At 59.1% G+C, this 25736-nt stretch carries 16 protein-coding genes, 1 tRNA gene and 1 pseudogene; 6 read left to right on the plus strand and 12 right to left on the minus strand.

Annotated elements, in window-relative coordinates; translation table 11 throughout:
• Window positions 1-100: 100 nt before the first annotated feature.
• From pilB to ABQY64_RS15810, 3 genes are all read right to left on the minus strand, one after another.
• Window positions 101-1837, minus strand: coding sequence for a type IV-A pilus assembly ATPase PilB (pilB, locus tag ABQY64_RS15800; protein WP_349779527.1), 1737 nt, complete (start codon window positions 1835-1837; stop codon window positions 101-103).
• 64 nt (window positions 1838-1901) lie between these two features.
• Entirely contained in the window at window positions 1902-2303 is a 402-nt protein-coding gene (locus tag ABQY64_RS15805; RefSeq protein WP_221238164.1) for a pilin, read from the minus strand.
• 112 nt (window positions 2304-2415) lie between these two features.
• Window positions 2416-2856 (minus strand): pilin, encoded by a 441-nt coding sequence (locus ABQY64_RS15810; RefSeq protein ID WP_039812285.1) that lies wholly within the window; start codon window positions 2854-2856, stop codon window positions 2416-2418.
• Window positions 2857-3179: 323 nt separating this feature from the next.
• On the opposite strand from ABQY64_RS15810, the gene ABQY64_RS15815 reads away from it, so the two are divergent.
• The 5 genes from ABQY64_RS15815 (at window position 3180) to ABQY64_RS15835 (ending at window position 12115) form a co-directional block, all read left to right on the plus strand.
• Entirely contained in the window at window positions 3180-4436 is a 1257-nt protein-coding gene (locus tag ABQY64_RS15815; protein WP_039812282.1) for a type II secretion system F family protein, read from the plus strand.
• A 6-nt stretch (window positions 4437-4442) separates the two neighbouring features.
• Entirely contained in the window at window positions 4443-5306 is an 864-nt protein-coding gene (locus tag ABQY64_RS15820; protein ID WP_016849610.1) for an A24 family peptidase, read from the plus strand.
• Window positions 5307-5319: 13 nt separating this feature from the next.
• Window positions 5320-5958, plus strand: a complete 639-nt coding sequence (coaE, locus tag ABQY64_RS15825; protein ID WP_349779526.1) for a dephospho-CoA kinase — start codon at window positions 5320-5322, stop codon at window positions 5956-5958.
• Window positions 5959-6109: 151 nt separating this feature from the next.
• Window positions 6110-10816: an RHS repeat-associated core domain-containing protein gene (locus ABQY64_RS15830; RefSeq protein WP_349779525.1), complete on the plus strand. Its 4707-nt coding sequence runs from the start codon at window positions 6110-6112 to the stop codon at window positions 10814-10816.
• Between the two features lie 903 nt (window positions 10817-11719).
• The gene (locus ABQY64_RS15835; RefSeq protein WP_104559906.1) at window positions 11720-12115 is read left to right on the plus strand and encodes a SymE family type I addiction module toxin; all 396 of its coding nucleotides are present in this window, start codon (window positions 11720-11722) and stop codon (window positions 12113-12115) included.
• A 104-nt stretch (window positions 12116-12219) separates the two neighbouring features.
• Here the strand turns inward: ABQY64_RS15835 and ABQY64_RS15840 are convergent, their stop codons facing one another.
• The 4 genes and pseudogenes from ABQY64_RS15840 to rimK form a co-directional block, all read right to left on the minus strand.
• The gene (locus ABQY64_RS15840) at window positions 12220-13554 is read right to left on the minus strand and encodes a HAMP domain-containing sensor histidine kinase (RefSeq protein ID WP_016904089.1); all 1335 of its coding nucleotides are present in this window, start codon (window positions 13552-13554) and stop codon (window positions 12220-12222) included.
• Window positions 13547-14224 carry a response regulator transcription factor gene (locus ABQY64_RS15845; protein WP_006448355.1) on the minus strand — a complete coding sequence of 226 codons (678 nt, stop codon included), beginning with the start codon at window positions 14222-14224 and terminating at the stop codon, window positions 13547-13549. Before ABQY64_RS15845 ends, ABQY64_RS15840 begins: the two co-directional genes overlap by 8 nt.
• 26 nt (window positions 14225-14250) lie before the next feature.
• Window positions 14251-14729, minus strand: a pseudogene (locus ABQY64_RS15850) (hypothetical protein).
• Window positions 14730-14919: 190 nt separating this feature from the next.
• Entirely contained in the window at window positions 14920-15825 is a 906-nt protein-coding gene (gene rimK / locus ABQY64_RS15855) for a 30S ribosomal protein S6--L-glutamate ligase (protein ID WP_166767257.1), read from the minus strand.
• A gap of 480 nt (window positions 15826-16305) precedes the next feature.
• On the opposite strand from rimK, the gene glgX reads away from it, so the two are divergent.
• On the plus strand, window positions 16306-18438 hold the full coding sequence (gene glgX, locus ABQY64_RS15860) for a glycogen debranching protein GlgX (protein WP_104570931.1): 2133 nt from the start codon (window positions 16306-16308) through the stop codon (window positions 18436-18438).
• Window positions 18439-19071: 633 nt separating this feature from the next.
• Here glgX and ABQY64_RS15865 read toward each other — a convergent pair.
• The 5 genes from ABQY64_RS15865 to ABQY64_RS15885 all read right to left on the minus strand — a co-directional run bounded on the left by ABQY64_RS15865 (window position 19072) and on the right by ABQY64_RS15885 (window position 25720).
• Complete coding sequence (locus ABQY64_RS15865; protein WP_023904915.1) at window positions 19072-19464, minus strand: H-NS family nucleoid-associated regulatory protein; 393 nt, start codon at window positions 19462-19464, stop codon at window positions 19072-19074.
• 88 nt (window positions 19465-19552) lie between these two features.
• Complete coding sequence (locus tag ABQY64_RS15870) at window positions 19553-19939, minus strand: hypothetical protein (RefSeq protein WP_026064907.1); 387 nt, start codon at window positions 19937-19939, stop codon at window positions 19553-19555.
• Window positions 19940-21095: 1156 nt separating this feature from the next.
• On the minus strand, window positions 21096-22676 hold the full coding sequence (locus tag ABQY64_RS15875; protein ID WP_349779524.1) for a hypothetical protein: 1581 nt from the start codon (window positions 22674-22676) through the stop codon (window positions 21096-21098).
• A 1081-nt stretch (window positions 22677-23757) separates the two neighbouring features.
• A tRNA-Gly gene (locus tag ABQY64_RS15880) sits at window positions 23758-23831 on the minus strand.
• A 104-nt stretch (window positions 23832-23935) separates the two neighbouring features.
• The gene (locus ABQY64_RS15885; RefSeq protein WP_349779550.1) at window positions 23936-25720 is read right to left on the minus strand and encodes an autotransporter domain-containing protein; all 1785 of its coding nucleotides are present in this window, start codon (window positions 25718-25720) and stop codon (window positions 23936-23938) included.
• Window positions 25721-25736 lie beyond the last annotated feature (16 nt).

Here is a 25736-nt window from a genome sequence, read left to right on the forward strand (position 1 = left end):
TCCTTGACGCTGTTGTCCAAAGTTGTCCAAACAAAAAAGCCTGGGACGTATAGCCCCAGGCTTTTCCGATTCCCTAATCCCGATTCCCGATTCCCAGCACTCAGTCCTTCGTCACCCGATTGATCTCGGCCAGGCTAGTCACCCCGTGCGCGGCCTTGACCAACGCCGACTGGCGCAGGTCGCGGATGCCGATACTCTGTGCCGCCTCGGCGATCTGCATCGCGTTACCGCCTTCCAGCACGATCGCGCCGATCTCGTCGGTCATCGGCATCACCTGGTAGATACCGGTACGGCCCTTGTAGCCTTCGGTACACTCGTCGCAACCGACCGCCTCATACAGCTCGATCCCGGCAGCGATCTGCTCTGCAGTGAACCCTTCCGCCAGCAACGCATGCTCGGGCAAGGTCGATTTGCGCTTGCAGTTGTTGCACAGGCGCCTCGCCAGACGCTGCGCGATCACCAGGGTCACCGACGAGGTGATGTTGTACGGCGCGATGCCCATGTTCATCAAACGTGCGATGGTCTGCGGCGCGTCGTTGGTATGCAGCGTGGACAGCACCATGTGACCGGTCTGCGCGGCCTTGATCGCAATCTCGGCCGTCTCCAGGTCGCGGATTTCGCCGACCATGATGATGTCCGGGTCCTGACGCAGGAACGAGCGCAGCGCCGCGGCGAAGGTCATGCCGCGCTTGTTGTTCTGCTGCACCTGGTTCACGCCGGGCAGACGGATTTCCACCGGGTCCTCGGCCGTGGAGATGTTGCGCGTCTCGTCGTTGAGGATGCCGAGTGCCGTATACAGCGACACCGTCTTGCCCGAACCGGTCGGCCCGGTCACCAGCACCATCCCGTACGGCTTATGGATTGCCTCCAGGAACAGCTTCTGCTGGTCCGCCTCGTAGCCCAGCTTCTCGATTCCCAGCTTGGCCGCGCTGCCGTCAAGGATACGCAGCACCACCTTCTCGCCGAACAACGTCGGCAAAGTGCTCACGCGGAAGTCGATCTGCTTGGTCTTGGACAGGTTGAGCTTGATGCGCCCGTCCTGCGGCACCCGCTTCTCGGCGATATCCAGCTGCGACATCACCTTCAGACGCGCCGCGATGCGCTGGTTCAGCTTCACCGGTGCTTTGGCCACATTCTTCAGCAGCCCATCGATCCGCAGCCGCACCCGGTAGTCGTCTTCATAGGGCTCGAAGTGGATGTCGGAGGCTCCCCGCCGGATCGCATCCACCAGCACCTTGTTGACGAACTTCACCACCGGCGTGTCGTCGCCCTTGGCATCGACCCCGGAATCCCCGCCGGCGCCCATGTCCTCGTCCCCGGCCGACACGTCCAGATCGCCCATCCCCTCGTCGTCGTCACCTAGCGACGAGCCAAGCGCAGCATTGCTGGCTTGCCACTGCTCTAACGTGCGCCGGATCTGATCCTCGTCGACCAGGATCGGCTCGACCACCAGATTGGTGTGGAACTTGATATCGTCCAGCGCCCGGGTCTGGGTCGGGTTGCTTACCCCCACGAACAACCGGTTGCCGCGCTTGAACAGCGGCAGCACCTGGTACTTCTGGAGCAACTCCTCACTGACCAGTTTGACGGCGTTCTGATTTGCGTCGAACACCGAAACGTCCATCAACGGCATGCCGAACTCGACTGCGTTGGCAGCAGCGAGTTGAGCAGCAGAGACTAGCTTCTTTTCGGCAAACCATTGCGGCAGAGGAATTTTGGCAGTAGCCGCCTGATCCATCGCACTTCGAGCAGTGGCTTCTTCCAGCGCACCATCCTGCACCAAGCGCCGAGCAATCCCAGTGATTCCAACAAGATTTGCAGTCAATGGAACGCTCATTACTCACCTACGATAGGACAGACATTTGATCTTTTAAACGCAATCTCGAGCACAACTGTAGAGATCACCTACACGCTTGAGGAAGATACTTTGACTGAATAGTAGTCCCAGAGCCATTGCATCGCCATACAGTCGAACCTGTCCCCGACCAGTCAGGCACCAATTGCATTCGTGACGTTCGTATGTATTGATTTGCGCCCTCACTTGAAAAGGCTACAGTAATAACTCCACCGGCCTCAATCGTGACGGAAGAAACATACTTCCCCTTGATGCTCTCAGGAGTTCCCAACCCAGCCTCAACATTCGTACTTGGTGAAGCACTCTTAGCCCAGTGGAACTCTTCGACAGCCACCTTTGCGCCTGAGGCCAGACTTAGGCCTTCCGACACCTGAGCTCTAACGAGGTAGTCCTGGTAAGCAGGCAATGCGATCGCTGCCAGAATGGCGATAACGGCAACCACAATCATCAACTCAATCAAAGTGAATCCGCGGACCCTCACTTTGCCCCCTTTGAGCTTAACACTCAGTCAGAAGTAAAAAAGCCCCGGGCGAGCCGGGGCCTTTCAACATGAGCCTTTATTACGGGGTCGCTGCAGTGCGGCAAGAGGTCGGCAGATACTTCTGATCAATCGTAGTGCCGGTGATGCACCCCCAGCTGATCGACCCGTTGTTGTCAGTCGGGGTGAGGACGAGATTCTTGCCACTCAACTTTGCATTAGCTGTATTGAATGCTGCAGTGATGATTCCACCTGCCCCAACCGTCACAGACGTCACATACTTTCCCTTGATGTTCGCAGCAGCCTCAAGGCCAGCGGCGGCATTATTGGCCGGGAAGGCGCCGGTGTTGGCATAAGTTTCAGCGACAGCTGTCTTCGCCCCAGAAGCGAGGGAAAGTCCTTCCGACACTTGCGAACGAGCCAAGTAGTCCTGGTAAGCCGGCAGCGCAATGGCAGCCAGGATTGCAATAATCGCGACTACGATCATGAGTTCGATCAAAGTGAAACCTTTTTGCTTCTTCATTGTCTACATCCCCTAAAGAGTTGAATGGATTCAGTTGCGGTACTAGCTGACTAACGGCACACCTGCGGTACTCACGGGTCAAACTAAGCACAGTTCATGCCAACTTGCTTTGCCGAAGCGCTCCCCGGAGCAATAGTTGCAGACAAACGGATCTCAGAGGAAGCACTTATGTCGACAAATGGGAGGCCGTGACGCAAGTGACGCTAGAGGTCATATTTGGCCCTCGCGCGGGTCCGAAGTGGACGAGCGCGAGGTGTGCCGAGGTTGAGCAAACAGGCTACCATTGGGGAGCACCGGCCTGGGGATGGCCGCGAGGAACGCTAATGTCAGTCGCCCGTAGCAGCATCAAGAAACAGCCGATAGACCGAAACGTAAATGAAATGGTGCCCTTCGTCTGGGAAGGTACAGACAAGCGTGGCGTCAAGATGAAGGGGGAACAGCCCGCTCGCAATGCAAACATGTTGCGCGCCGAGCTTCGGCGGCAGGGGATCACGCCGATAGTTGTAAAGACCAAGCCGAAGCCGCTTTTTGGCGCTGCTGGCAAAAAGATATCGTCCAAAGACATTGCGTTCTTTAGCCGCCAAATGGCAACAATGATGAAGTCAGGGGTACCTATCGTTGGGTCGCTTGAAATTATTGGCGAAGGACATAAAAACCCTCGCATGAAAAAGATGGTTGGTCAAATTAGGACTGATATTGAAGGAGGATCGTCGCTACATGAAGCAATTTCGCGACATCCAGTCCAGTTCGATGACCTTTATCGAAATCTAGTTCGGGCGGGCGAAGGTGCAGGCGTCTTAGAAACCGTTCTAGATACTGTTGCGAATTATAAGGAAAACATCGAAGCTTTGAAGGGCAAAATAAAGAAGGCCTTATTTTATCCTGCTATGGTGATGGCAGTCGCCATCATCGTTAGCGGAATTTTGCTTGTTTTTGTTGTTCCTCAGTTCGAGGATGTGTTCAAAGGGTTCGGAGCAGAATTGCCTGCCTTCACTCAGATGATCGTTGCCGCATCTCGCTTCATGGTGTCTTATTGGTGGCTAATGCTACTTGGCAGTATCGCAGCGATTGCGGGATTCATCTTTGCTTACAAGCGCTCTCCCCGCATGCGTCATGGGATGGACAGGCTAGTGTTGAAGGTGCCAATCATTGGCCAAATCATGCATAACAGCTCAATCGCCAGATTTGCCCGAACGACTGCTGTAACGTTCAAGGCGGGCGTTCCACTAGTTGAAGCTTTGAGCATTGTTGCCGGCGCGACTGGCAATAAAGTTTATGAGGAAGCTGTGCTCCGTATGCGCGATGACGTTTCTGTAGGCTACCCTGTCAATATGGCGATGAAGCAAGTCAATCTTTTCCCACACATGGTGGTTCAGATGACTTCGATCGGCGAGGAAGCAGGCGCCTTAGATGCCATGTTATTCAAAGTAGCTGAATATTTCGAGCAGGAAGTTAATAACGCCGTGGATGCATTGAGCAGCCTGCTGGAACCATTGATCATGGTGTTCATTGGCACAATTGTGGGCGGCATGGTAATTGGCATGTATCTTCCCATCTTCAAACTTGGCTCAGTGGTGTAAGGCAGCATGGCATTTTTAGACCAGCATCCCGGTCTCGGCTTTCCCGCCGCGGCCGGACTGGGACTGCTGATCGGCAGCTTCCTGAACGTGGTGATCCTGCGCTTGCCCAAGCGCATGGAATGGCAGTGGCGGCGCGATGCGCGCGAGATCCTGGAGCTGCCGGACATCTATGAGCCGCCGCCGCCCGGGATCGTGGTGGAGCCCTCGCACGACCCCGTCACCGGCGACAAGCTCAAGTGGTGGGAGAACATCCCGCTCTTCAGCTGGCTGATGCTGCGCGGCAAGTCGCGCTACAGCGGTAAGCCGATCTCCATCCAGTACCCGCTGGTGGAGCTGTTGACCTCGATCCTGTGCGTGGCCAGCGTCTGGCGCTTCGGCTTCGGCTGGCAGGGTTTCGGCGCGATCGTGTTGAGCTGCTTTCTGGTGGCGATGTCCGGCATCGACCTGCGACATAAGCTGCTGCCGGACCAACTGACCTTGCCGCTGATGTGGCTGGGTCTAGTTGGCTCGATGGACAACCTCTACATGCCGGCCAAGCCCGCCTTACTGGGCGCGGCGGTTGGCTATGTCTCGCTGTGGACGGTGTGGTGGCTGTTCAAGCAGCTCACCGGCAAGGAAGGCATGGGCCACGGCGACTTCAAGCTATTGGCCGCGCTGGGCGCGTGGTGCGGGCTGAAAGGCATCCTGCCGATCATCCTGATCTCCTCACTGGTCGGCGCCATCCTCGGCTCGATCTGGCTGGTGGCCAAGGGCCGCGACCGCGCCACCCCGATCCCGTTCGGCCCCTACCTGGCCATCGCCGGCTGGGTGGTGTTCTTCTGGGGCAACGACCTGGTGGACGGCTACCTGCACTTCGCAGGCCTGCGTTGATCGGGGCACGGCGATGAGCGATTTCATCGTCGGCCTCACGGGTGGCATCGCCTCCGGCAAGAGTGCCCTCGCTGCCGAGTTCGAGAAACTGGGCGTGCCGGTCATTGATGCGGATGTCGTTGCGCGGCAGGTCGTGGAGCCCGGCCCCATTCTTGATGCCATCGCCGATCGCTTCGGACGCGCCATCTTGTTGCCGGATGGCGCGCTAGATCGCTCCGCCTTGCGCCAAATTGTCTTTGCCGATCCACTTCAACGGAAGGCGCTCGAAGCCATCACTCACCCCGCCATCCGCGACGAACTGCGTCGCGCGGCACTGGCTGCCCGGGGACCGTACACCATCGTGGCGATCCCGCTGCTTGCCGAAGCCGGAGGACGTGCCACCTACCCGTGGCTCGACCGCATCCTAGTCGTCGATGTCCCGGCCGCCCTGCAGCATGCGCGCCTCATGCGCCGCGATGGCGCAACACCCGAATTGGCAAGTCGGATGATCGCCGCGCAGGCGGCGCGCGAACAGCGAGAAGCCATCGCCGACGATGTCGTCAGCAACGACAGCACTCCGGAACGATTGGAGCCCGAAGCGCGCAGACTTGACTTGGCATACCGGGCTAAAGCGGCAACCAAGCGACGTAGAGCGACACCAACCGATCTATAGCTCTTGAAAACCTGTTCCATTCTGGGACTTGGCCGTGAATCGATTAGAGAGGAACCTAGTCATCTGATACGTGTGGGCCATCACCCTCAGAACCACGCAAGGCCCTTCTCGTTTGATTAGGAGGCGACGTCGTTCCCAGCCAGATGAACTTATGCATTCCAACGCCACGGATAATAGGCTGACCATGAAGCAATTCAACAATTCGCAAAGCGCTTTTCTCTACGTAGCGTGGAATTGGATTAAAGGCTTGGCTACCAAGTACCATATCTTTCGCATCCCCGGTACAGCAAGGCGTTGCGCTACAGGCCGCAGGATGCCGTTTTGCGGTTCGACGAACGCCTTAGGATTACTGATCGGCCTAGCCCTAGCCATCTTTGTGAAAGATGCGTTGGCGGCCTCGCCCCAGTCCTGGACCACCAACGTCGTTCCCGGAGTTTTCCCGAGCGAGAGTTCAGCGCTGTCTGCAGTGCGCTCCAAAGGTGCCGAATACGTCTACGCAGAAGAGCTTCAATACACACAGCAAAGTTCCGACACTACGGCCTACGTCTATAGGGCGAGGCCGCGCCCTCCAGAAACCGGAGCCTGGGCTTACACGGGATACGGCAACGACTCCCCTGGAGTTGGTTCGGAGGAAATCGCCAACGCAATGACATTGGCAGCATACAACGCCCAGTATCCAGAATGCCGGTTTACGTCGTTTACTCCAACCGAGGACTGGCAGGACCAAGGTAGCTTTGGAGGAATTCCTTCAAATCAGTCACGCGTCTTCGACATGATCGCCAGTGACTCGAGTTGCTCCAGGCGCTGGACGGTGCAGCAATGGCGCAACCGGAAGGTGGAATGCGCCCAGTATCTCGGATGGAATGGATCCAGCTGTATACGAGACGCTATCGCAACACTGTACTCAAAGCCCCTTACTTGCTCTCCTTGCGATTTACGCGACAACCCTATCAGCCTTACCACAGGCAACAAGGTTCAAAAGGAAGTCGACATCTCGGTTGCCTGGACCAATTTTTATCGCACTTACAATTCTTCATTCAAAGTCACCGGCGGCATCGGAAGGCAGCACTGGACTCACAACTTCAATGTGCGCCTCGTGATTGGTAATGGAGCAAATTCCGTTCTCTACCCAGATGGTTCACTTTCCGTCTTCCAAAACGGCGAAGGGATTGACGGTTCTGGCGCCAGGCTCAGGTACGTCGGCGGCGAGTACACCCTGGAGACAGGGAGCGAAAGATATATTTTTAATGACTATGGCCGCGCTTATCAGATAGAGTATCCAGACGGTAGTGTCATATCACTTTATTTCGACTTCAAACAGAGACTTGCGCGCGCGATGCATTCATCGGGCCGCTATCTTGATTTCACTTATGCAGACTCAAATGGCGCTAATGAATCAGAAATCTCCACGGTAAGTGACGCGAGAGGAATTCTTGTCACCTATGTCTACGATGCTGCAAGAAGGCTTGCTGGAGTCATCTACGCAGATGGTACTTCAAAGCACTACTATTATAGCGACCCTAATTTTCCAGACGGATTAACGGCAATCGGAGACGAGTCCGAGACGATTTACTCCAACTACCAATACGACACCGATGGCATGGCCACTCTCTCGGAGCATGCTGGTGGTGTGAGCAGAGGTGTATTCGAGTACGTCAGCGGCGATCTGGTAAGACACACTGGTGCAAATGGCGCCATTGAAGAAGTCCAGCTTTCCAGCGATGAACCTTATCGGAAGGTATTAAGCATTTCTTCTTCACAGGGCGTTGCATCCAGGTCTTATGCGTCTTATTCGTCAGATTTCCGCAGGAGACTCGTCTCGAGTACGGATAGACTGGGGCGCACCGAAAATCTTTATTATCAAGAGCTTACAGATCCGGAATTGGGAAGCATCTTGGTGACGCAGAGCACGCAGGCCGCCGGAACGCCTCAGCAAAGAAAAATAGAAAGCTGGAAAAGCAGGGATACGAACCGGACAGTAAAAACTCTCTCAGAAGCAATCTCTGTCAAGTATCTGCTCAACTCGCGTGGCCAACCGTTGGGTATTATCAAGGAGGATCTTGCTTCTGCAACTACTAGGAGTTCAACGTCCAGGTATTGCGAACAACAGGACGTGCAAGCATTGACATGTCCAAGCGTCGGGCTGATTCTGGTTACGAATGGCCCGCTACCCGGAACTCAGGACACAGTTGCGTTCTCCTATTTCTCTGGTGACAGTGCGGGATGCAATTCGCAATCAGGCCTCTGCGCATACCGCAAAAGCGACTTGTGGAAAGTCACTAACGCCCTCGGCCAAGTCATCGAATACCTCGCCTACGACGGCGCCGGCCGCCCGCTGTCCATCAAGGACGCCAACGGCGTTGTCACCGACTACACCTATCACCCGCGCGGTTGGCTGACCGCCAGCAAGGTGCGCGGAAGCGATGCGTCCAGCGAGGCCGATGACCGCATCACCCACATCGATTACTGGCCGACTGGCCTGGTCAAGCAGGTCACCCAGCCCGATGGCGCGTTCACTGCCTTCACCTACGATGCGGCGCATCGGCTGACCGATATCACCGATAACGCGGGCAACACTGTCCACTACACGCTGGACAACGCCGGCAATCGCGTCAAGGAAGACACCCAGGACGCAACCGGTACGTTGAAGCGCACGCTCTCGCGTGTCTACAACCAGCTCGGCCAACTCAAGACGCAGGCCACCGCGGGCAGCGACCCCACCGATTTCGAGTACGACGCCAACGGCAACGCCACCAAGGTGACCGATGCATTGGCAACCGCGACGCAGAGCGAATACGACCCGCTAAACCGGCTGTCGCGCACGCTGCAGGATGTAGCCGGCATCAAGGCCGACACCACATTCGACTACGACGCGCTGGACAACCTCACCAAGGTCACCGACCCCAAGGGTCTGGACACCAAATACGAGTACAACGGCTTCGGCGATCTGGTGAAGCTCACCAGCCCGGACACTGGCGTCACCAGCTACACCTACGACAGCGCCGGCAACCGCGCCACCCAGACCGACGCGCGCGGCAATACCACCGCCTACGGCTACGATGCGCTCAATCGCCTGACCAAGGTCACCTACCCCACCAGCGGCCTCAACGTCACTTACACCTACGACGTGACGCAGACGGCCTGCACGAGCGGGGAGACCTTCTCCATCGGCCGCCTGACCAAGATGCAGGACGGCGGCGCCATCACCCAGTACTGCTACAACCGCTTCGGCGATCTGGTGCGCAAGGTGCAGACCAGCAACAGCAAGGCGTTGGTGCTGCGCTACGACTACACCGTCGGCGGCCAGTTGCGCCGCATGATCTATCCGGACGGGGCGGTGGTCGATTATGTGCGCAACTCGCAAGGCCAGACCACCGAGGTCGGCGTGACCCCGGCCGGCGGCAGCCGCCAGGTGCTGCTGGGCAACGCCAGCTACTACCCGTTCGGTCCGGCTGCCGGCTGGACCTATGGCAATGGCCGCATCCTCGCCCGCCAGTACGATCTGGACTACCGCCCGCAGGCGATTCAGGACACCCGCCCGGGTGGGCTGGAAGTGGGCTTCGGCTTCGACCCGGCCGGCAACCTCACCGCACTGACCCCAGCCGGCAATCCCACGCCCGAAATCGGCCTGGGCTACGACGCCCTGGGCCGCCTGACCGGCCTCAAGGACGGCCGCACCGGTACCCTGATCGACGGCTACAGCTACGACGCCACCGGCAACCGCCTCAGCGCCAAGGTCGGCACGGCCATGCAGGCCTACACCTACCCGGCCGACAGCCACCGCCTCAGTGCGGTGGCCGGCGTGGCCCGCAGTTACGACGCTACCGGCAACACCACCGCCATCGGCGGCACCGCGCGCCAGTACACCTACGACACCACCGGCCGCATGACCCAGGCCCGCCGCGCCGGCGCGGTGACCATGAACTACCGCTACAACGGCCGTGGCGAGCAGGTGCGCCGCTTCTTAGGCACCACCAACACCTACACGCTCTATGACGAAGCAGGCCATTGGCTAGGCGACTACGACAGCAACGGCGCGCCCAAGCAGCAGGCGATCTGGCTGGACGATCTACCGGTCGGCCTGCTGGCCAATGCCAACACGCTGCACTACATCGAACCCGATCATCTGGGCAGTCCGCGCGTGGTGATCGACCCAACCCGCGATGTGGCGGTGTGGACATGGAGCTTGAAGGGCGAAGCCTTCGGCAACACCGCGCCGAATCAGGATCCGGATGGCGATGGTGCGGCGCTGGTGTTGGATATGCGCTTCCCGGGGCAGCGGTTTGATGCAGCGAGTGGATTGAATCAGAACTACTTCCGGGACTACGAGGCCGCTACCGGGCGCTATGGGCAGAGTGATCTCATTGGATTGGAAGGGGGGACAAGCACATATAGCTACGTAGCGTCCAATCCGATCAATTCCCTGGATCGGAACGGCTTACTGGCAACACCAGGACCTGGCTATAGATTCGAAAATCACAAAGAGCTTGCCCGAGCCGAAGCGATTGCAAAGCTGCAAAGGTGCAATGTAGAAGATTGCGACCCGAGCAATCCTTACAAAATAACCGAGTCGCAGAAGGCGGAAGTAATTTCCAAGGTGATGTTCGCCACCATCTATCGTGACAACTCTGTTGGAACTTGCGGTTATGCCAATCCAAATTTGGACCCAAATGCTATCGGCATCGGCAATGCCATTTTCTCAGGAACAGGATGCTGCTCAATGGCCTCGGTCATCGCCCATGAAGCTGTGCACTTGGTACTTGGCAGCCCACTTTCGCTTAGCCTTCAGCAAAACTACGAAGGCGTCGCTAGATACTTGCAGCAAAAATGCTTCGGTTGCGGATCTGCCTTTGAATAATATTTTAAAACACCTACTTATCTTTTTTACGGGCATCACACCCATGCTAACAACGGCGTGTGGGCGAGGTGACATCGAACCGCCCACGCAAATTAGCGTAGGTAGCGATTATGGCGATCTCGTACAATTTCATAATTGCCAGGCTTCTGCCAGAAGACAACTCTCCGAAATTGAGAAGTGTGAAATTAACTTACTTAAGAAAGAGTGCACCCCTTCTGCCGATTGCCTCATCACCTGCCAATCCAGTCCGGATGGACATAAGGTAGGCGGAGGTTGCTACCACCTCTGCTTTAGCACTATAACGGGCCACAACTGGAGCGAAAGGCCTAAAGCTGATTTCAGCAGCTGCGGCGCCAGTTAAGATGAGGTAAAGAATAGTATTGAGAACAGCAAAACCCATATCCGTAGCCGGCTACATGTTTCGCGATTGCGCGCAGTTGGCTGAACTTGAGAGCCTTCAGAAGCTCTGTTTGCGGATAAACATTGCAACGGATAGGACGATCACGATATTTGCCCTGACCGTTGGTACGCCAAAGCTTAATTTTCATCTGACCCTACTCCATTCATTTTGCGCAGTTGACATCCCAGATGACTAGTAGCGACCTCTACCACAAGAAGCGTAGAAACTCCGCTTACAGCGGTACCCACCTCCGTCAAACCGGTGGGTTTTTGTGCCTGTTCGCAGTCGCAAGCCGACGCGATGCCTGCGTCGGGAGGGCGGCTAATACAACACTCCTTCGGGAGGAATACGCCCGCCGGCTATGAGCGGTTTCTAACCTCCCCACATCCCATCGCCGGCCGGCGACGGTGCCTGTTCCTGGAAGGAGGCGCTGTCATGACAGATGCATCGGTATTGCAGGTTGGTGGGCGTCGTCGCCCCGTGGTGCTGGCGGAGGTGAGGCGATGAGCCGGGCGCAGTCTCCAACCGCCAAGCGGTCCAAATCGAATACCAAGCGCACCGCTTCCGCCAAGCGAGCAGCCACGCCGGTAAAGGACACGCAGCCCATGCGGCTGGTGCCGTCACCCACGTTCGATGTGGACAATCTCACCTTCGACCGTCGCCACAGGCCTCCCGTGGACGATCTGCCGCCGCGGCCACCGCGCAAGGCACGTACGCCCACGCGCTGCACGGTGGGCTATGCGTTCTACGATGCGGAGCCGGGCCGGCCACATAGCCAGCGCATCCCGAGCGTACGCCTACGCGGGCTGTGGCTGGAGCAGTTGGGGTTTGCGGTTGGGTGCAAGCTGCAGATCACGGCGTGTGCGGGCGAGTTGGTGGTGACGGTTGTAGAGCGCTGAGCTGGGTTTTGGGTGCGGATGTTGTCTGCAAGCACCGGCGCGGGGGCGTCATGGGTATAAGGCTGTCGCGCCCGGGTGCGCTCCTACGGGAGTGCGGGTGGTGGTCAGCGGTGGAAGGCTAGGGTTGCGATGACGCCGCGCTGCTGGCCTGGTCGCACGCTGACGCGCCAGCCGTAGAGGTCGCACAGCCGGCTGACGATCGACAGGCCGATGCCGCCGCCTTGCGAGTGGCCGGCGTGGGTGCCGCGGTAGCCGCGCTGGAACAGTTTGGCGGCGTCTTCCTCGCTCAGGCCGGGGCCGGAGTCGATCACTTCCACCGCATCGCCAAGCACGCGCACGCGTACCTGGCCGTCCTGGGTGTACTTGACCGCATTGCCGATCAGGTTGCCCAGCGCCACCGACAAGGCGGATTCGGGCGCGTCGATGACCAGGTCGCGTTCACCCTCCAACAGCAGCTCCAGCTGCTTGCCGCCGAGCTGGGCGCGGTGCGCGTCGATCAGCTGTTCGGCCACCTTAGCGACGTTGCTGCTGCCCTGCCCGCGTTCGTTGCGCGAGAGCAGCAGCAGCGAGCCGATCAGGTCGCTGCACTGCAGTTCGGCGCGCTGGATGCGCTGCAGGCGTTGCAGCATCTTTTCGTCGAGATTGGGCTTGGTGAGCAGCAGTTCGGTGGCGCCGCGAATCACCGCCAGCGGGGTGCGCAGTTCGTGGCTGACGTCGGCATTGAATTCGCGATCGCGCTGCACCACCTCGGTGAGGCGGGCCGAGTAATCGTCCAGCGCTTCGGCCAGCTGGCCTACTTCGTCGTCCGGGAAGTGCGCGGCCAGCGGCTTGGGCTCGCTGGTGCCGCCGCGATAGGCGCGCAGGCGTGCAGCCAGGTCCGACACCGGGCGCATGACCTTGGATGCCGACCACCAGCCAATCAGCAGCGAGAAGCCGCTGAACACCAGCACCGAAAGCATCAAGGTGCGCTTGAGCTGGATCTCGCCCTTGATGGTCTGGGTCATGTCGTAGGCGAGGAAGAACCACTCGCTCGGCGTCTTGCGCACGGCCAGCTTGTACGAATACGCGTTGCCGTTTTCGTCCACGCCGGAGATGGTGTGGATGCCGTCAGGAAACTGGTACCACTCCGGCTGTTCCAGCCGCAGCGCTTCGAACTTGTCGCTTTTGACCACCCGCCCGCGCATCTGCTGCACCGGCAGGTCGGGGTTACGCAGCGGGTCGGAATAGAAGCGCTGCGCAAAGGCGTCGATATTGCGGTTCATCACGTCTTCCACCAACTGGTTTTCCACGCGCGAGCGCGCCCAGTTGGTGGCGAAGGCGAACAGCGTGGTCAGGCAGAAGCCCAACAGCACGAACGACAGGATGATGCGGCTGCGCAGGCGCCGCCGATAGCGGCCGCGCCTGCGGGCGGGCCGCGCGCCGTTATTGCTTTCAGGCATCGGGCGAGGCGATGCGATAGCCGATGCCGTGACGGGTCTGGATCATCGGCACATCGAAAGGCTTGTCGACCACCGCACGCAGGCCGTGGATATGCACGCGCAACGAATCCGAATCCGGCAGTTCTTCGCCCCAGACGCGGGTTTCCAGCTCCTGACGGGTAACCACGGCCGGCGAGGCTTCCATCAGCGACTGCAGGATCTTCAACGCAGTGGGGTTGAGCTGCAGCAGCTTGCCGCGGCGACGCACTTCCAGCGTGTCCAGGTTGTATTCGAGATCGCCGGTTTCCAGCACGCGGGTGTGCACGCCCTTGCCACGACGCGACAACGCATTGAGCCGCACTTCCACTTCCTGCAGCGCGAACGGCTTGATCAGGTAGTCGTCTGCGCCGGAGTCGAAACCGGCCAACTTGTTGTCCAGCGAATCGCGTGCGGTGAGCATCAGCACCGGTGTCTGCTTGCGCGCTTCGTTGCGCAGCTTGCGACACACCTCGATGCCATCCATGCCGGGCAGGTTGAGGTCGAGCACGATGGCGTCGAACTCGTGCACCACGGCCAGGTGCAGACCGGTCACGCCGTCGGCGGCAAAGTCCACCGTGTGGCCGCGGTCTTCGAGATAGTCGCCCAGATTGGCGGCGATATCGCTGTTGTCTTCGATTACTAGAATTCGCACTGGAACCTCATTGGTTAAGCTGTTTTTTAGCGCTGGCGCCGAGAAATGTTGTCTTGACTCGCAGTCGTCTGACGGCGGCGCTCGGCGGCGGTCATACCCTGCCTGATACTCATCTGCGGACCAAGTGCACGCGCGCGCCGGCAATTAGCCGATCATCTTCGCCTGCCTTGGTCAAAATCTGGGTGACGGGCTCCTGATCGTTATGCAACGCTGCGCACTTGTCCGGCTGCAGCACGGTGACATCCGGCTGCGCCTCCAACGTGGCTTCGCTGCAATCAAGTGCCGATGTCACCTTAGCGCGCTCATCCTGACTGATCTCGGAGTACTTCGCGCCCTTGTGCATATCGCTCCGCACCTGCTCAGCCGGTGGCTTGGACGGGGCGCCGACATCACCCGCCATTGCGCAGGCAGGGCTGATCAGGAAACCGCTCACGCTGAGCAGCATTGCGGTGCTGACTTGCCTTGCCATGCCGACGCCTCCTTGTGTGCCTGAGCGATTTAACATCAGCGAATGTAGACGCGAAGCCTGGGGGCAGCAAGCCGCCACATAAAAAGGCCCAAGTGCGACAACGCACTTGGGCCAAAAGTTCATCCCGATCACCGTCACTGCCGAGAGCGGAGCTACGGTCGGGTGAGGCTAGCGAGGAAAGGATTATATTTTCGTTAAATTTTCGCTAACAAAGCTGTTGGCCCGATCAGCGGATCGACTGCTCCAGGTGCTGGATGATCGCCGCCGCCACGTCCACCTCGCAGACCCCTTCCACACCCTCCAGTCCAGGGGTCGAATTGACCTCGAGCACCAATGGCCCGCGTCTGGAACGGATCAGGTCCACGCCGGCCACGGCCAAGCCCAGCGCGCGTGCCGAGCGTACCGCGACCTCCTGCTCCTGCTCGGTGGCCTGGGCTACCGCGGCACTGCCGCCCAGATGCAGGTTGGAGCGAAAGTCTCCCTCGGCCGCCTGCCGGCGCATGGCGGCAACCACCCGGTCGCCGACCACGAAGCAGCGCAGGTCCGCGCCCTCGGCCTCGCCGATGAATTCCTGCACGATGAAGTTGGCGTACAGCCCGCGCAGTGCCTCGACCACGCCGCGCGAGGCGCTGGCTTTCTCGGTGAGAATCACCCCGGCGCCCTGCGCGCCCTCGTTCAACTTCACCACATGCGGCGGCGGGCCCAGCATCGACAGCAGATCCTGGGTGTCGTCCGGGTTGTCGCCGAACACGGTCACCGGCATGTCGATGCCTTGCGCGGCCAGCAGCTGATGCGCGCGCAACTTGTCGCGCGAGCGCAGGATGGCGTCGGACGGGTTGGGCGTGTAGGTGCCCATGAATTCGAGCTGGCGCAACACGGCGGTGGCATAGCGCGTGACCGATGCGCCAATGCGCGGGATCACCGCATCGAACCCGGTGATCGGCTTGCCCTTGTAGTGCAGGCTGAAACCGTCGGCGGCGATGCGCATGTAGCAGCGCAGCGGGTCGAGGATGCGCACGGTGTGGCCACGCTTGCGCCCGGCCTCGATGAGCCGCCGGGTCGAATACAACTTGCTGTTGCGGGAAAGAATGGCGATTTTCATCGCGGCAGGTGTACGGCGCGGCCTGGACATGGTCGGAGTCTGATGACGGAGTGACCCAAGTCCGTACGTCTGCCGGTCGATTGCACGCGCGGGCAGCATCCCTGGCCTGCACGTTGCGTTCGACGGGTGTGCGACGGCCCCGAGAATGGGAGGTGGAAGTACCGCAGCAAGGCAGCTGTAACACTGCACGCGCGGCGTGGCTGCGACGGCCTGGATGCTAGCAGGGCGGCTGCGCGGCGCTCAAGCGCGCGCGTGGACGCACCTCGACACAGATGATGCACGGCGCCGGCTTGCCCGGCGACAGTCGCGCAGACAACGCAGCAAACGCGCTCGACTCAACGCCTCAACATGCTCGCTTCCTGTCACCGCGGTTGGAAAATGACCGGCCGCCGCGCGCCGTAGCAACCGTCCTCACGCCGCCCCCGTGTCGTCGTGACGCAGTTTGCACAGCGCAACCCGCAATGCTTGAGTTCCCTCAATGCCGGCATGCCGGCGCACCCGAGACTCTCAATGCGACGTCCAGCAAGCGCGGCTTACGCCAACCCCTCCCGCATCCGCCAAGGACGCCCGTTCCCGCGCGGCGCCGTCTTCGATGGTCAGGGCACCAATTTTGCGTTGTTTTCCGCGCATGCTACGCGCGTGGAGCTGTGCCTGTTCGACGAACAGGGCACCGAAGTGCGGGTGGATCTTCCGGAATACACCAACGAGATCTGGCACGGCTATCTGCCCGACGTCAAACCCGGCCAGCGCTACGGCTACCGCGTGCATGGCCCGTATGAGCCCACCGAAGGCCACCGCTTCAACCACAACAAGCTGTTGATGGACCCGTATGCACGCGAGATGGATGGCGACCTGATCTGGGCAGACGAACTTTACGGCTACACCGTGGGTCACCCGGATGGCGATCTGAGCTTCGACGAGCGCGACAGTGCGCCGTTCATGCCCAAGTGTGTGGTGGTTGAAGACACCTACGACTGGGAAGACGACGCGCGCCTACTCACGCCGTGGAACGAGACGGTGATCTACGAAACCCATGTGCGTGGCTACACCATGCGCAACCCGCAGGTACCGGAAGCCGTGCGCGGCACCTTTGCCGGCCTGGCGCAGCCGCAGGTGCTGCAATACATCAAGGACCTGGGCATCACCGCAGTGGAGCTGTTGCCGGTACATGCGTATCTGGACGACCAGCACCTGCTGGACAAGGACCTGCGCAATTACTGGGGCTACAACACCATCGGCTTTTTCGCGCTTAAGTCGCGCTACCTGTCCAGCGGACATCGCGATGAGTTCCGCGACATGGTCAAGGCCATGCACAAGCAGGGCCTGGAAGTGATCCTGGACGTGGTCTACAACCACACCGCCGAAGGCAGCGAGTTGGGCCCGACGTTGTCGTTCAAGGGCATCGACAACGCCAGCTACTATCGCCTTGCCGAAGACAAGCGTTACTACATCAACGATACCGGCACCGGCAATACGCTCAACCTGAGCAACTCGCGGGTGATCCAGTTCGTCAACGACTCGCTGCGCTATTGGGCCGGTGAGATGCATGTGGACGGCTTCCGCTTCGACCTGGCCACGATCCTGGGACGCGAGCCGAGCGGTTTCGACCAGCGCGGCGGTTTCCTGGATGCCTGCAACCAGGATCCGTTGCTGTCGGAGGTCAAGCTGATTGCCGAACCCTGGGACTGCGGCCCCGGCGGCTACCAGGTCGGTCACTTCCCGCCGGGCTGGTCGGAATGGAACGATAAGTTCCGCGACAACGCGCGCGAGTTCTGGAAAGGCGAAGATGGCAAGCTTGCCGAGTTCGCCACGCGCTTCACCGGCTCTGCCGATCTGTTCGATCGTCGCGGTCGCCGTCCATGGGCGTCGGTCAACTTCATCACTGCGCACGATGGATTCACCCTGCGCGACCTGGTCAGCTACAACGAAAAGCACAATATCGCCAATGGCGAGGACAATCGCGACGGTTCGTCCAACGACGGTTCCTGCAACTACGGCGAAGAAGGCGATACCGATAATGCAGAGGTGCTGCAGATCCGCGAGCGGCAGATGAAAAACCTGCTCGCCACGCTGCTGCTCTCGCAAGGGACGCCGATGATGCTTGCCGGTGACGAGCGGGCACAGTCGCAGGGCGGCAACAACAACACCTATTGCCAGGACAACGAGATCACCTGGCTGGACTGGGAAAACGACCCGACTGATGGCCGCCTGACTGATTTCGTCAAGGCACTGACGCAGTTGCGCAAGCGCTATCCGATCCTGTCCCGCGGCCGCTTTCTCAACGGCCAGTACAACGAAGAAGCGGGCCTGCGCGATCTCACCTGGCTCAATCCAGGTGGCACCGAAATGGACGACGCGCACTGGACCGATGCCGGCGCGCGCTCGGTGGGACTGCTGCTGGAAGGCAAGGCGCAGACCTCCGGCGTCAAGGAGTTGGCCAACGACGCCACCTTGTTGATCGTCATCAATGCCTACCACGAAGGCGTGACCTTCACCCTGCCCTCGGCCGACGAACCGGTGCACTGGAAGCTGGCGCTCTCGACCGACGAAGCACTGGAAGTGGACATGATGCCAGCCGGCGCCAGCGAATTCCTGGCCCCGCCGCGTAGCGTGTCGGTGTTCGAGTGCAAGAACGACCAGTAGTACCGATGCAGTAACACGAACTCGCGGCCTGCCGGAACCCGGTAGGCCGCGAGTTTTTTATTGCTTCAACATAGGCGCCGGAGCCTGCGGCTTTAACAGGATCTGCGTTATCGATTCATGGATGCCGATACAGTAGTGCATGTTCGGCTACAACCATCCCGATGACACTCAGACTCTGCGTCGAGCGCGGGGCAAGCAGAATCGCTACTGGTGCGCCGCAATCGCAGATAGAGCTCCAATCGCTTCGTTTGCCAAAGAGCTTGAAGCAGCGGCTTGGTATCTAGTGACACGCGTGGCGATGCGGATTAGGGCAAAACCTATCGGCTTATCACTCGTCTTTATCGATAGTCGATCAACTAACAAAAGCTGAAACAGCCGCACCCGGCAATCGCGCATTTCGAGTACATCTATCGAAAAACCCGCCGGTCAATCACGACGCAACAAGCTGTACGCGCAACTCTCCGTCTCCGGCTTAAAGCACGGCGACATCGGCACGTATCACCAGACCCACATTTGATTGCACGATCCGGCAGCTTCTCGAATGCAGCAATGACGGCGATAACACCAAAGTGCGCGACGGCCGTGAATCGCTAAACGCTAACGAGCCCCAGCAAGACCTTGAATACGCAGAACTCAGCCCGGATACAGCGGGAATCGCTTGTCCGGATGATTGGCCTTCCATTCCTTGTAGGAGCTGGTGCCTTCCCAGGCCTTGAACGCACGCGGCGTGCGACCACGCCCGGACCAGGTCTCGCCGGAATGCGGAATCCAGTATTTGGCCACCACCTCGCCCGTGGACGACAGCGGCCCCTTGGATTTGCCAGTCATTGCCAGCGAGGCAATCTGGGACTTCTGCTTGGCATTGAAGCGGCTACCGAACTGGGTCAGCACCTCGACCACCTGGTCGAAGGCTTCCAGCGTCTGGGCATACTTCAGCTGGGCTTCTTCCTGCTCGAGCTTGCGCAGCTCTTCCAGCAATTGGGCTTTGGCGGCAGCAGAGGGTGAAGCGGGCGGAACCTGGCGCATTGGCAAAACTAAGGTTGTACGGGTCAGCGAGTATTGCCGTTGCGCCGGCTAGCGTAAAGCGGCAGGACGCGTCCGAGTCTGGCTTCGGTCAGCGATGGCGCAGCAAGGCATGCTCACGGGCCATGGTAAGCACCGGCCCGATACGCCCGGCCCGGATCAGCTCACCGCAGTGCTTTCCGACAAACTCGACCCTGGGCGCCGAAAACCACTGCACCACCCGATCCAGCTCGCCGGCATTGATGGACCAGGCATGGCAGACCGCCTCGCCCAGCTCTTCCACCCCCACCAGACCAAGCTCGCGAATCTGCTCGGAATCCAGCGCGAACATCTCCAGCACCTTGCCCGCATCGTCCGGCGTGCCGTAACCAAAACGCATCTGCTCGGCGCGGTGAGCAACCGAGGCGGCACGCGCGGATTCGGCGCGACGTATGCCCTTGAGAAGTGCGCCGATGAGTTGAGGATGCGTGGCCGTCATGGTGCTCGCTCGATGATGGCTGCCACTATGCCCATCGCCGCAAGCCCGCTCAATCAGGAGGTTCCTGACCATGGGGAAGGAAATAGCGAAGCGCGCAACTAGCGTTATTCGCCGCGGCGCGCTGCAATCGATGTCAGCCTCAAGGCCAAAAATCAAGTCCAGCCGCATCTACGCAATCGGTTGTAGCAGACACTGCGACACACGATAGCCCCGCATCGGCAGCTAAATCGTTCCGCTCAGCCTAGCTGCTTCACAGATAGTTCCGAGATTGCGTTGCTACCTCCCGAAGGAGACAGCCTGCCCACGGGCATTACCTAGGGCAGGGCCCGTTATTGCCACACTGGAGTGGATCGGACATTGCCAGAAATACAGATCCAATACCACCCAATACAAAACCAATCGAACAATGGATTACTTATAGCAAATATCTATTTGCAGCACGCATACTTTCACGACACCATCACGCAACGCAGCGCGACACATAAGCCGCCCATTACGCAGATGAGGGGCGCCTGATGTTTACACGCCCACTGTCATTTGTATGCGAGGGGAGCATGCATCTCATCCGTTCTCATCAGCGCGCTGTCCATGCGGCGCTTGTCGTTGGCTACGTCGTGCTGCTCTCATACGCAGGTTGGATATTCACCCACCTAGCGGCCTGAGTCGTTTTTCCATGATGACGCGTTAGTGAGGGCGCATCGAAAGCCGGTCATCTGATACTGATGTTGGACGAACGTAGGTGCCAGCTCCAACAAGGAGCATCTCTATCGGGCGTCACTGCAATTTGACCTGTGGACGATTACTACGCACGCCCCCCCATTCCGCGCGATGGAAATCCCTACCGGAGCTCATGATTTCCAGATCCGGCGGCTTTACGTTGCATCGATTCCAACCTCGAGCTGTCGCCTTTGCTGATTAAAGCCCTGCGCTGGACTACGCCAGACGCTCGATGGCCATGTCGAGCACTGCGCTGAGTACGGCCCATTCATCGCCCAACCTACGATTGTTTTTTTGCCTGGAGCAATTTTGCTTTCGCGCTAATACCCGGTTCGCGCTAATACCCGGTAGGTCTAAATATGCTCAACATTGGCCACCTATATCGATATCTAGGGACAGGCAGGAAAACAACCTGCCCGTCATTAAGCGAGAAGCTAGCTCAACTGGAAATCCACCAGTTAGTGCCATCACATGTCCAGCGACTAACCTTCTCCGCGGACAATGACTGCTTCCTCAGGTTGTTTCCATTGGAAATGCTCGGAGATGCCTCGCAGTAAACAACAATCTCATGACCAGGCCACGTGGGTGTAGCAGCATTGATATTAGTCCCGCCTGTTACGGTTACCCGCTTGGCATACCCCGGAATTAATAACGTCGAAGCAGACGGTATCGTTACGGCCTCGAGATTCTTTCTCCGTCCAACCCAAGAGACTGGTGACCCTACATTGTAGACAGCCCTACAATCCGTCTCACCTACTTCCACGACGCAATCTGGAGTATTGATAGCCAAATCCGTGCTTTGGGCTACAGACGCTTTATGAGCCTCCGTGTAAAGTGACTGGATAAAGACACGCGCTCCGTTTTGAATTCCAACACCCACGCGGTCGGCTCCCACCCCAAGACCTCGGCCGTTATTAGCAACCTTAGTGACCCCCGACAACTGGATGTCAGCATTGTCAACAAGAATACCTTGTCCGCGACAATTATATATCTCGATGTCGCTTCCAGCTATTCTCTCGACCCGCGGACCAGCAAGGGTAACTCCCTTGGCATCCGGATAATCGGCAAATGCGGGGCGAAAGTTCCGAGAGTACCCTGAATACTCAATGAAAATTTTATCCCATAAAAATTGCACAATAGGCTTGGTCGAGTGAATTCCACCCCTCCCATCAAATGACGAGGAAAAGCGCCCAATCAGCCAAATGTTGGCACCGCCCTCCTGGATTGAAGCATCAACCTGCAAACCAAATTCCTGACTACAAAACGTCCCGCAATTGATGAGACGGACGCCAGTTTCACCAGGATTAGTCGCTAGTATATAGTATCCATTGCCACCACTATACTCCGCGTGGCATTCAAGCAGTTCACCGCGAGGGTTGACCCCAAAGAAACCATGCCGCTTGCTATCATAGCAACGGATGGCACTGAAAGACGTCACGCTGCCGCCCTTCCACTTGAAACCATCGAACTGCCCAACAATTGTGATGTCAGCAATTTCCCCACGCCCCCCCCAAGGCGCAGCAATGCCAATTTCGATACCGTTATCATTTTCTCCGACAAATTGATTGGCGGCGGTTGTAACGGCGAATCGCCGAAGCCAAGGCTGCTGACCAACATCACCCCCATTTCCCACGTAACTTATAAGTGCCTTTCCGGCGCTAAAATTTCTAACAAATCTAGTTTTCTCGCCGCACCCGATGATACCGCCGCCGGCTGGCACAACAAGCTGATCAAAGCACGCGTAGTTGCCTTCAGGAAAGTAGATTGGCTTCCCAAGGCTCAGCACCGAGTTGATTAATGCCGTCTGGTTAGATCCATCCCCGAGAATCCCGAACGACCTCGCAGAGGCCAGACCATCATATTTAAGCTTATCCACTAGCCTTAACGGACTAATAATCCCGTTGTCGGCTACCCCAGCCTGGGACTCAACGCTAGTTGAGTATGCCGAATTATTTATTTTTTGCCTGGTCACGCTACCATCAGGCACTTCTTCAACCGACATTTTTATTGACTCACTCATCACTTACTCCTGGATATTTGCAATCTCTCACGCCCCAAAAAACGACACGAAATACGACGATCAAAATTGGCGCTGGAAACTTGACCGCATTAGATCCGCAGTTGACGGCATTTCTATTCGAACTGTTCAACTTCGCGGAGGAACATGAAATCACACGGCCATCTCACAAGCTGCGACCCTAGGTTTAGTTAGACCAGCTCTTGTTATATGTTGATTTGCGGCGACCAGCTGGCTCCGCCATCTGTCCAGAGTCTGGATTCCGCCTAGCGAGAGGAGTAAACGCTCCAAGGCGCAATGTGCTGCTAGGACATGACGAATTGCGACGATAGATTGATGTACGCCCTGCCCAGGAATCAGCTGCGTGAGCGTGGAAGCCGCTGCTGCCCCTTAAACACGTGCGTCGAATATGGCCAGGAGCAGACCAGCTAGATAAATGCGCTCTCGTGGCATCAAGAAGTCAAATCCTCAGGGCTCCACCGGACATTCGGGAAACACGTGATGAATGCTGATATCGACTCGACTAAGGACACACCCCGGTTCTCGGAGAACATCACCCGGCATTAAAGGATCTTTACGCCGCACTATCGGATGAATCCTGCACGAACATCTTTGGATAAAATCTGTCCAGGTGCGCCGACATCGCCGCGATTTGATTGTGACTGGGTACTTGCGGATTCATACGATCTGGCTGGACGGAGTGTCTCTAGAGGAAATCCGCAACAGCATTTACGTGACTGTCATTTCGCAATTCACCTACAAGGCTGGCTTTTGATACTAGAAGAACTTAGCTAACCGACACGGACGGTCCGCTTATAGGGCGAAGCGGTCAGTGATCATTACCTGGTTGCTTGTCAATGTTGCGCGTACGGCACTGCGCTTCGCCTTATACGATGAGGATGACGGCCAAGATTAAGACCGGTGGGAACAAAGAAGCGCGCATATAGGCCAGCCGAGCGCGACATCATCAGAGGCTTGGGCAAGATTGATACCTCGATTGATACCTCAAGGGGGCATCGCTCGGAATCATCAATCGACCAAAATATCCAACCAAGTCAGGCACTTAGAGACTTGGCGGAAGCTCTGGAGCGGGCGATGGGAATCGAACCCACGTCAGTAGCTTGGGAAGCTACAGCTCTACCATTGAGCTACGCCCGCGCGGCGTTGCGAGAGTTTAGGCGGGTGCGGGGGCCGGGCGCAATGCGTAGATGTGACGAGGGCCGGTTGCCCGGCCCTCGTTTGCAACGCGTGTGGTGCTTGGATCAGAAGTTGCCGCTGAAATTCACGAACAGCGTCGCGTCGCGGGCGCTGCGCTGGGCGGTGGTGGTGCTCAGGCCGATGTTGCTCTGCAGGCCCCATAGGCCGGTGCGGGCGCCCAGCACGACGGTGGCGTAGTTGCGATCGAAGTTCTGGCCCGGGACGGTGTACATGCCCACGTCCGGCATCGACTGCAGCCAGGCGCTGGCTTCGGTGCCGTCCTTGAACTCGTGGTCGTAGGTCGCCTGCAGGTACGGCTTGACCGCAGCAACGTCCAGGCGCACCTGGAAGCCGATGCGGCCGACCATCGAGTCGATGTCCTGATCGGCATAGCCCAATGCGGTGGAGCTTTCGTTGCTCTCGGTGTAGCCGTCGAGCTTGAGCTTCTGCCAGGTCAGGCCGACCACCGGGCCGTACTTGACGTTGCCTTCGCCCAGCGAATAGCCAGCGTTGACCGCGGCGGTGAGGTTGCTGCCATCCGGCGAGCCGCTGTGCACGCGGGTGGCCGGCCCGAGCTGCACTTCGCGGTCGACGTCGTAGCTCAGCCAGCTGTAGCTGACCTGCGCGTTGACCCAGACCGGGCCGGTGTACCAGCCGAAGAAGCCGCCCAGCGTGGTGTCGTCCTGCTTGAAGCTGCCGTTACGGTTGCCGAAGTCGGCGTCCATGCTGCCGAAGCCGGCAAAGCCGCCGAACACCAGGTCGCCCGCAGTCCAGTCCACACCGAACAGGCCGGCCGGGGCCATGCCGTCGTACAGATCGGCGTGGTCGTAACGCTGCATGTCGCCACGCACGCTGCCCCACCAACGCAGGCCATCGGCGTCCGGCTTGCCGTCCAGATGCCAGGCCACCTGGTCGGCGCGCGCGCGGCCGATCGCCTGCGCCGAATGCGTGAGCACCTGCTGCAGACGCGGGGCTTCCAGCAGCGAGATGGCGTACTCGCCCAGGATCTGGTGGGTGGCGGTGGTCGGGTGGATGCCATCGGCGAACACATAGGTGTTGGGCGCGTTGGCGGCGACCAGGCTGGTCGGGTTGCAGGCCGGCAGCGGCACGGCCGGGTTGCAGGCGGTGCTGGTAACGTTGCTGAAGCCGTAGGTGCCCGGATCGGCAACCACTTCCTGCAGGATGTGGAAGGTGTCGACCGGGATCACGCGCAGGCCGGCCGACCGCAGGCCATTGAACAATGCGGTGTTGTAGGCGGTTGCCGCAGCAGTGCCCTGCGCCATCGCGGCGGCACCGCCAGCGCGGAAGCGCGGGGTGATGCCCACGTCCGGAATGGTCGGCACCATCACGTAGCGCGCGCCGGCGGCCTGCAAGGCGCCGACCGCACCGACCTGCGCGGTGACCGCGTTGCCGATGATGGCCTGCGCCTGGGCCGGCGCGGCGGCAGCGGCGAGCAGATCGTTGGCGCCGCCCCATACGGTGTAGAGCGCATTCGGGTTGGCCTGGCCGCCGTTGGCGCTCAGGTAGGTGTTGATCTGGCTGGTCACCGAGGGCGCGGCACCGAGCACGCTGGTCGAACCGGCCTGGATGCGGGCGCCGCCGGCGGCGTAGTTGTCGCCGGTCTGGCCATTGCCGTTGGGCGCGGCATTGGTGCCGTAATGGTCGGCGACGTACTCGGCCCAGACCCAGCCCGGGTTGGTGGTGAACTTGCCGGTGACGGCGCGCGAGGCGGCCGGCAGCAACGGGTTGTAATAGCCGCTGTCGGTGAGGCTGTCACCGAAGAACACGGTCTGGTCGAACGCAGACGCGGCCATGGCCGGGGTGGCCGCAATGGCGATGGCCACAGCCATCAGGGAACGGATCGGG

The sequence above is a fragment of the Xanthomonas sp. WHRI 7065 genome, assembly GCF_040203115.2.
Taxonomy (GTDB): domain Bacteria; phylum Pseudomonadota; class Gammaproteobacteria; order Xanthomonadales; family Xanthomonadaceae; genus Xanthomonas; species Xanthomonas arboricola.